Genomic DNA, 3,494 nt, shown 5'->3' with positions numbered 1-3,494 from the left:
CCGTAACTTATTCATTTGATAGTTCATCTCATCTATAATATCTTGCCGAGAGTAACCTAAACCTGCATTCCAGATTCCTGAAATAATATCAAGATATTTCTTTTTGCTTGTATCATAGACATATGTTCCTTTACCGGAAGCTACGATAAATGGTAATTTATCAAATGTCGTAAAGTTAGTAAAGTTCAACCATAATTTTTCTGTTGTTAATTTTTCCATAATTTTTCTCCCAATTCTTTTAGTTCTTGAAAATCAATTTGTTGCTCTGCATCAGATAATGCAATGTCGGGATTAGGATGCACTTCCATCATTATTCCGTTAGCCTTAATTCCTTTCGCAGCATAACTAGCCGGTAGTAACAGTTTTCTTCTACCTGTTGAGTGTGATACATCAACAATTACAGGTAAACCTGTCTCAGCTTGCAAAATTGGCACCGCCATAATATCTAGTATATTTCTAGTTCTATTATCATAATTTCTGATACCTCTCTCACATAAGATTATATTTGTCTTCCCGTTTTTTTGTAAATATGACAAAGCTCCTAAATACTCATCAATAGTAGACATTAATCCTCGTTTAAACAATACTGGTTTTGTAATTGTGGCTAACTCTTTAAGTAACTCGAAATTTTGCATATTACGGGAACCTACTTGGATTATATCTACATAGTCGTACGCCTCTTCTAGCTGCTTTATTGACATAATTTCACTAACTGATTTAAGAGAAAACTCTTGACAAACTTCATGTAAATATTTAATACCTGTCACTCCCATACCTTGAAATGAATTATAGGTTGTTCTTGGTTTATAAGCTCCACCTCTAAGGTATTTATAGCCTAGTTTTCTAACATGTATGGCAGATTCTCTAATTTGATCATACGACTCTATTGAACAGGGACCCACAATAAAGTTTGAAGGATTACAATCTGTATCTATAAAATCATTCATTATTTCATTCATTTTATTCTATTTCCTTTCTATATGGTTTACTAATTATAAATAAATCATTTTCATAAAATAAATACACTTTTATAAGATTGTGATCTGATATTAGCTCAGATTGAAATAAAAACTGTATCTCATCATTTCCAACACATTCTTTTGTAATTAGTTGTGGTAGAACATCTTTAGTGATTAAACTAACGCCACATCGCACTGTTCCATTAAATTCTTGTAATTTTATATTAATCTTTAATAGCTTACTATCTTCCATACTATTTTCAATAGCAACATTAATTAACTTATCAACATTCCCTAAATCTTGAATTTGCCCACAGTTATTACAAGAAAATATGATTCTTTTATATGAACTATTCATAGTTTTTTTCAACACTTTTCTAGTAATTTCAAAATTACAGTATGGACATTTATTCTCAATAATCGAAATATCTGACACGGTAAAATGCATGCTATATTTTTCTGATAATGGTGAATATGTCGTTTGTTTACTGGTAATTACCTCATTCAAAAAAGATTCTATTAATTCACTTCTCTTTAGTTCTAAAATGGATAATTTCTTTTGATATTTTTCAGCTTTATCTGTAAAACATAAAAATTCCTCACTCATTTGAGAGATCCCTAGAGAAAGACTCTCCACCTCTCCCATTAAATTTTTTAAACTTTTATTAAGACCACCATTCAAAGATAAAGTATCTGATAATATACCAAAATCAACAACGCTATCTTTAGGAATCGTTACTACATCAATCCTTTTAGGTAGAAATGAATTCTCTCCCATTAAATATATGTACCCATCTTCAACTATCCAGGATATTCTCTCTTTGCAGGACAGAACAAATGGTCTATAATTTAAAGGCAGTTTACATTTACCAAAGTAAAATTGATTTTCATTTTCTGTATGACACAATATATGATTATCTTCAAAACTATACTCACAATATGGAGAAATCGTTAACGCATTCTCGCTAGAGCCAATCAAACTATACCTAGGAGCATCTACTGTTCTTTTTTCTAAATTTTTATTGATTATTCTAACTATTTCATCATATTGAAAACCAAAATAGTTCAATAAAATAAACCACGAACACTCTGCGAATCCATTTTCTTTTAGTCCTCTATATGTAATAATAGTATCAACATTTGATTTGATTAAATCATCTACATATGATTTTCCTGATAGCACAGTTCCAAAACAAGAAGCTAAGAAAATCACTTTATTTTTTTTAGAGTCTAAAAAATCAACTAATATCGTATCATTACTATTAATTGCTACCGCTTCTGATACTAATTTTTCTTGACCTAAATATAATAAATTACCATTACCATGAACGATTGCGGATAAATAGTTAATTTCTTTTAAATTACATAATTTTTCATATACATTCCCTTTACGATTTACAATATGAAAATTTTCTCTAGAGATTTCTTTAATTGAAGAATCAAGCATATTTAATAGTATATTCGCATTACCCTCAATTTTATACGGATACAAAAATTTCGCAATTAAAACAGATAGTGCCTCTAAATCATGAGAAACTAAGTATGTAATATTATATATTGATAATCTCATAATCAGACTATCTAATTCTTTTGACATTCCATACTCACTGATAAATATGTACTGTTTATTCTTATTTAACAAGGCTTCTGTTTTAATTTTTAAAAATTTTGCACCTATACATTGTGATAATGCATATGCAATATCATAATCTCTAGTATCTGCATATAAAATTTCTAAATCTAAATTAGATAAATCTCGCCTGATTCTATCATCTAACTTAAAATAATCTATATTTCCAGTTTTAGAGTATAAAATTAGATTCTTACATTCAGCTAATTTTAATAAATAATCTAATTTTTTATTTGTAACAATGACTTCTTGCATAGTAAAAATCCTTTAATAATTAAACAATTGCATATATGATTAGTAAGTATTTAGTTATAACTAAATACTTACCTGTACAGGTAAGACTCTCCTTACAAATATAATGATGATTTAAACAACTTTTTAAACTATATTTTACTCCCTTCAATACATCTGCCAGGATATAGAATTCAAACATCAACAATTTTAATCCTCTTTTTTAATATATTAAATTTTGTTTTCTAATATCTACATTTTTATCTAGAAACACCGTTTGCAGGACCAGGATCAATTTCTGTTGCCTTTATATGAGATTGGGGTTTCGATACAATCCCTAACAGAATTAAAACTATAACTACTACAGTAACAATTTTTTTAAACAAATTTTTCATATGTCTTTCCTCTTTTTTGCCTTTAGTTTATCACTTCGATATTATTATGTCAACTATTTTATAAGGTTTTTTTATTTTTTTTATTAGATACATATTTGTATTTTTTGGGGTTCGAAAAAGAGTCTGGGACAAAAAGATTTTGATTTTGGGAATTCTTTAGTATAAAATTTTAAAATCGATAGATTAGACAAAAAAACGAACAAAACAGAATTCTGAGTATCAGATAACTCGTTTTGTTCGCTTTTTATATTTAAGGTTAGACTTTTGTCTCAGAATTCT

General features: G+C 28.0%; 3 protein-coding genes and 1 pseudogene. All 4 read right to left on the bottom strand.

Features of this window, described 5'->3' with window-relative positions; translation table 11 throughout:
• Positions 1-219: pseudogene (locus SINDD18_RS02510) on the bottom strand (aminotransferase class III-fold pyridoxal phosphate-dependent enzyme); the annotation flags it as partial.
• A complete protein-coding gene (locus SINDD18_RS02505) occupies positions 207-959 on the bottom strand; it encodes a bifunctional 3-deoxy-7-phosphoheptulonate synthase/chorismate mutase (protein ID WP_061862969.1) in 753 nt (250 codons plus the stop codon). The pseudogene SINDD18_RS02510 and the gene SINDD18_RS02505, both read right to left, overlap by 13 nt.
• A gap of 1 nt (position 960) precedes the next feature.
• Positions 961-2,844, bottom strand: coding sequence for a hypothetical protein (locus SINDD18_RS02500; protein WP_061862968.1), 1,884 nt, complete (start codon positions 2,842-2,844; stop codon positions 961-963).
• Positions 2,845-3,080: 236 nt separating this feature from the next.
• Positions 3,081-3,215, bottom strand: coding sequence for a hypothetical protein (locus tag SINDD18_RS11500; protein WP_277619874.1), 135 nt, complete (start codon positions 3,213-3,215; stop codon positions 3,081-3,083).
• Positions 3,216-3,494: the final 279 nt, after the last annotated feature.

This window comes from Streptococcus infantis, assembly GCF_001579645.1.
GTDB lineage: Bacteria > Bacillota > Bacilli > Lactobacillales > Streptococcaceae > Streptococcus > Streptococcus infantis_E.
Note: the sequence above shows the minus strand (reverse complement) of the source record. Positions and strands in the feature narration are given on the sequence as shown.

Bases quoted from the DNA above. Each gene is read 5' to 3' on its own strand.
- SINDD18_RS02500 (WP_061862968.1), bottom strand. From the start codon at position 2,844: ATGCAAGAAGTCATTGTTACAAATAAAAAATTAGATTATTTATTAAAA.
- SINDD18_RS11500 (WP_277619874.1), bottom strand. From the start codon at position 3,215: ATGAAAAATTTGTTTAAAAAAATTGTTACTGTAGTAGTTATAGTTTTA.
- SINDD18_RS02505 (WP_061862969.1), bottom strand. From the start codon at position 959: ATGAATGAAATAATGAATGATTTTATAGATACAGATTGTAATCCTTCA.